4 protein-coding genes and 2 pseudogenes are annotated in these 4,184 nt (G+C 75.0%); 2 read left to right on the top strand and 4 right to left on the bottom strand.

The window, feature by feature from the left end; genetic code table 11:
* A pseudogene (locus tag ABZW03_RS38100) lies at positions 1-92 on the top strand (ABC transporter ATP-binding protein); the annotation flags it as partial.
* 31 nt (positions 93-123) lie between these two features.
* On the opposite strand, the pseudogene ABZW03_RS38105 reads toward ABZW03_RS38100, so the two are convergent.
* From ABZW03_RS38105 to ABZW03_RS38120, 4 genes and pseudogenes are all read right to left on the bottom strand, one after another.
* A pseudogene (locus tag ABZW03_RS38105) lies at positions 124-711 on the bottom strand (glycosyltransferase); the annotation flags it as partial.
* Positions 708-1,925 (bottom strand): glycosyltransferase family 1 protein, encoded by a 1,218-nt coding sequence (locus tag ABZW03_RS38110; RefSeq protein ID WP_355269055.1) that lies wholly within the window; start codon positions 1,923-1,925, stop codon positions 708-710. The pseudogene ABZW03_RS38105 and the gene ABZW03_RS38110, both read right to left, overlap by 4 nt.
* Positions 1,926-2,126: 201 nt before the next feature.
* A complete protein-coding gene (locus tag ABZW03_RS38115) occupies positions 2,127-2,315 on the bottom strand; it encodes a DUF1508 domain-containing protein (RefSeq protein WP_355269057.1) in 189 nt (62 codons plus the stop codon).
* A 121-nt stretch (positions 2,316-2,436) separates the two neighbouring features.
* On the bottom strand, positions 2,437-3,114 hold the full coding sequence (locus ABZW03_RS38120) for a TetR family transcriptional regulator (RefSeq protein ID WP_355269059.1): 678 nt from the start codon (positions 3,112-3,114) through the stop codon (positions 2,437-2,439).
* 80 nt (positions 3,115-3,194) lie between these two features.
* Here ABZW03_RS38120 and ABZW03_RS38125 point away from each other — a divergent pair, with 80 nt between their 5' ends.
* Complete coding sequence (locus ABZW03_RS38125) at positions 3,195-4,088, top strand: SDR family NAD(P)-dependent oxidoreductase (protein WP_355269061.1); 894 nt, start codon at positions 3,195-3,197, stop codon at positions 4,086-4,088.
* The last annotated feature ends 96 nt before the right edge of the window (positions 4,089-4,184 follow it).

Genomic DNA, 4,184 nt, shown 5'->3' on the forward strand with positions numbered 1-4,184 from the left:
TCATCTTCCAGGCCTTCAACCTGCTCCCCACGCTGACCGCCCTGGAGAACATCACCCTCCCCATGGACATCGCCGGCCGCAAGGTCGACAAGCCCGTTCGGACGCCGGCAGCGGGCGCATCGCGTCCAGGTCCACCCCCAGCGGGGCCCGGACCAGGTTCGGGGTGCCGATCCGCCGGAACTCCGCCGCCGCCCAGTCGGTGGTGCAGAGCACCGAGTCGTAGGCGCGGGCCGTGGCCGCGTTGAGCCGGTCGGCCGCCGCGCCCGCCAGCGGGCCCGGCAGGCCCCAGGTGCGCAGCAGCCCGGTGGCGCTCTCGTGCGAGACCATCACCGAGCGCACCCCGTGCCGCCGCGCCCACGGGCCGGTCCAGTGCAGCGTGGTGCGGTCGGACACCTCCAGCCGGTCGGGGGAGAGCCTGGTCAGCTCGGCGGCCACCGCCCGCCGGTCGGTGAGCAGCCGGTAGCCGCCGCTGGCCGGCAGCACCGGGCCGGGCAGGGTGACCACCAGGCCCTGCTCGGTCTCCTCCTCGGACCGCCGCTCGCCGGGGACGATCAGCACCGGGCGGTGTCCGGCGGCCCGGTACCCGGCGCCCAGGTGGCGCAGCGCGGTGCGCAGGCCGCCGGAGACCGGGGTGACGAAGTTGGCGAGCCGGACGATCGTCAGACCCCCGCCGTCCCCTGTTGCCGCACCGCCGTCGGACGCAGGCCTCATGCCGGCAGCTCCTCCGGCAGGACCGGCGTCACCGGCTCGACCGCCGCCGGGACGCTGGGCGGCAGCGGCAGCCCGCGGTGCTCCGCCAGCACCTCGGCGTAGTGCCGCAGCAGCAGGTCCCCGACCGCCTCCCAGGTGCGCGCGGTCACCTCGGCGCGCCCGGCCCGCCCGTACGCGGCGCGCCGAGCCGGGTCGGCGGCCAGCTCGGCCACCGCCCGGGCCACCGCGGCGCCGTCCCGGGGCGGTACCAGCAGGCCGGTGCGGTGGTGGGCGACGAGGTCCAGCGGACCGCCCGCCGCCGGGCCGATCACCGGCACGCCGCTGGCCATCGCCTCCTGGATGGTCTGGCAGAAGGTCTCCAGCGGGCCGGTGTGCACGAAGACGTCCAGGGTCGCGAAGCAGCGCGCCAGCGCGTCGCCGGTGCGCCGGCCGAGGAACACCGCGCCCGGCATCGAGGCCTTCAGCCCGGGGGCCGACGGGCCGTCGCCGACGACCACCACCCGCACCCCGGGCAGCGCCGAGGCCGCGGCCAGCAGGTCGACCCGCTTCTCGGGCGCCAGCCGTCCGACGTACCCGACCAGCACCTCCCCGCCCGGGGCGAGCGCCCGGTGCAGCGCCTCGTCCCGGTGTCGGGGGTGGAAGCGCGCCGAGTCCACCCCGCGCGGCCACAGCTGCACCCGCGGCACCCCGTGCGCGGTCAGGTCCTGGGCGGCGGGGGTGGAGGGCGCCAGGGTGCGGGCGGCCGCCCGGTGCACGGTCCGGATCCGCCGCCAGGCGGCGGCCTCCCCGAGCCCCCGCCCGGCCCGGTAGGCGTGCGCGTACCCGGCCAGGTCGGTCTGGTAGACGGCCACGGCGGGCACCCCGAGCCGCGCCGCGACCTGCATCCCGCGCGCGCCGAGCACGAACGGGCTGGCCAGGTGGACGATGTCCGGCCGGTGCCCGGCGATCGCGGCGGCCAGCTGCCGGCTGGGCAGCGCGATCCGCACCTGCGGGTACCCCGGCAGCGGCACCGACGGGATGCGCACCACGGGAATCTCCCCCGCCCCGGTGCCGCCGAAGGTCTCCGGCGGGCACGCGGCGCCCCGCGCCGGCGCGGGGGTGACGACAAGGGGCCGGTGGCCCCGACGGACCAGATGCTCGGCCGTCCGCAGCACGCTGTGGGCGACTCCGTTGACCTCGGGCGGGAAGGATTCCGTGACGATGGCGACGCGCATGCCGGTGTTCTGTCCGCGTCCGGCGTGCACCCGGCCAAAGGGATCTGTCGTACAGGCGAACGCGGGTCGGCGATTTGCACCACCGACCCGCGTCCCGGAGCGCGCCCCGTCATACGGTCAAACGGTCATACCGATCCCACGCCGTCATACCGGTCCCACGCCGTCCTACGGACCTCACGGCGCCACGCCGGTCCCACGGCGTCACACCGACCCGGCGGTCTCCTTGAGCTCCGCGTACGGCGCGAGCTTGCGGATCGACGCGATGCTCTTCAGGCAGTCGTCCTTGCTCTCCTGCGGGTCGCCGGTCACCACGATCGCCCCGTTGCTCGCCTTGAGCCGGAACCGGTGCATGCCGCCCTCGTCCACGTACAGCTCGAATTTGCCAGCCATTGCCAGAAACAGCCTTCCGCTCGGATGACCCCCTGGCCGCACCGTAGGGTCAAATCCCTTGTGCGGCACGTCAGATGATCCATCCGAGTGCACCGCGACGGCCCCGGGCGGCGTGGCCTGGTCAGTCCCGCGGCGTGCCCGTTCCGGCGGCCAGCCCGGTGAGGGTGGCGGTCAGGATGCGGGCGAGCCGGGGTTCGACCTCGATGACGGCGTGGGCCAGCCGGGGGTCGCTGCGGTAGAGCGCGGCGACCTCGGGGCCCGGGTTCGCGATCTGCCACATGGCCCCGGCCAGCGAGACGGCGGTGGCGATCAGGTCGACGACGTCCTGCCCGTCCAGGGAGGGCAGCAGCTCGCGGACGGCGGCGTCGATCGGTTCGCGGGCGGCGAGCGTGGCGAGCTTGAACGCGCGCACCGCGTCGAGCGAGACGTTGCGCTCCAGGTTGAGCGGGGCGTGGGCGAGCAGGTCGCAGAACATCCCGCGGGCCGCGAGGGTGGCGGCGAACGCCCGGGCGACGGCGGCCGGGTCCGGCTCCGCGGTCTCCCGCAGCCGCGCGGTCAGCGCCTCCGACCACTCCGCCCAGCCCTCGGCGGTCAGCCGCAGGAAGATCTCCTCGCGGGTCTCGAAGTACCGCAGTAGCGCCGACTTGTGCATCCCCACCGCGGCGGCGATGTCGGTCAGGGTGATGTCCCTGATGCCCCGCTCGGCGCCGAGCGACCGGGCCGCCGCCAGGATCGCGGCCTCGCGCCGGCGCTTGGCCTCGGGTGAGCGTGCGCGCTGGAACTCCGATGCGTCATCCACCCGCCCATGGTAGGGGAACGGCGTTGCCGTAATACCGCAACACCGTTGTGCTAATAACGCAACGGTGTTTTACTAGCGGCATGGAGCAGAGCATGCAGCAGAACAGCGAACAGACCTGGTTCATCACCGGCAGCTCGCGCGGCTTCGGTCGCGCCCTCGTCCGCGCCGCGCTCGAAGCCGGTGACCGGGTGGCCGCGTCCGCCCGTCGGCCCGAGCAACTCGCCGACCTCGTCGAGGAGTTCGGCGACCGGATCCGCCCCGTCGCGCTGGACGTCACCGACCCGGCGGCGGCCCGGGCGGCCCTCGCCGAGGCGCACGCCGCCTTCGGCCGGATCGACGTGCTGGTGAACAACGCCGGCTACGCCAACGTCTCGCCGATCGAGACCACCGAGGACGCCGACTTCCGCGCCCAGTTCGAGACCAACTTCTGGGGCGTCTACCACGTCACCAAGGCCGCGCTCCCGCTGCTGCGCGAGCAGAAGGGCGGGCTGGTCGTGCAGTTCTCCTCGGTGGGCGGGCGGGTCGGCGGCTCCCCGGGCATCGCCTCGTACCAGGCGGCGAAGTTCGCCATCGACGGGTTCAGCCGGGTGCTGCGCGCCGAGACCGAGCCGTTCGGCGTACGGGTGCTGGTGGTCGAGCCCAGCGGCTTCGCCACCGACTGGGCCGGCTCCTCGATGGAGGTCCACGACGTCCCGGAGGCCTACGACGGGACGGTCGGCGCCGTGAACCGGCGGCTGCGGCAGGGCGGCGCCGCCACCGCCGGCGACCCGGTGCGCGCCGCCGAGATCCTGGTCCGGGTGGCCAAGCGGCGCGACATCCCGCACCACCTGCCGCTCGGGGTGAACGCCGCCGAGCTCTCGATCGCGATGGACCGGCGGCTCCTGGCGGAGGACACCAGGTGGCGCGAGGTGGCCCGCTCGGCCGACTTCGCGGAGGCGTACCCGGTGGCCTTCCCCGTGGACTCGACCGGCTGACCGGTCCGGAGTGCGCGGCGCAGAACGGCACGGCCCCCGCGGCCCGGCGGCCCAGGCGACCACGTCCCTGGTCTTCCAGTGCAGCCCGTCCGGGTC

The organism is Kitasatospora sp. NPDC004799, from assembly GCF_040609095.1.
GTDB lineage: Bacteria > Actinomycetota > Actinomycetes > Streptomycetales > Streptomycetaceae > Kitasatospora.

Excerpts from the sequence above, each read along its gene's own strand:
- ABZW03_RS38110 (WP_355269055.1), bottom strand. The coding sequence starts at position 1,925 with ATGCGCGTCGCCATCGTCACGGAATCCTTCCCGCCCGAGGTCAACGGA.
- ABZW03_RS38115 (WP_355269057.1), bottom strand. The coding sequence starts at position 2,315 with ATGGCTGGCAAATTCGAGCTGTACGTGGACGAGGGCGGCATGCACCGG.
- ABZW03_RS38125 (WP_355269061.1), top strand. The coding sequence starts at position 3,195 with ATGGAGCAGAGCATGCAGCAGAACAGCGAACAGACCTGGTTCATCACC.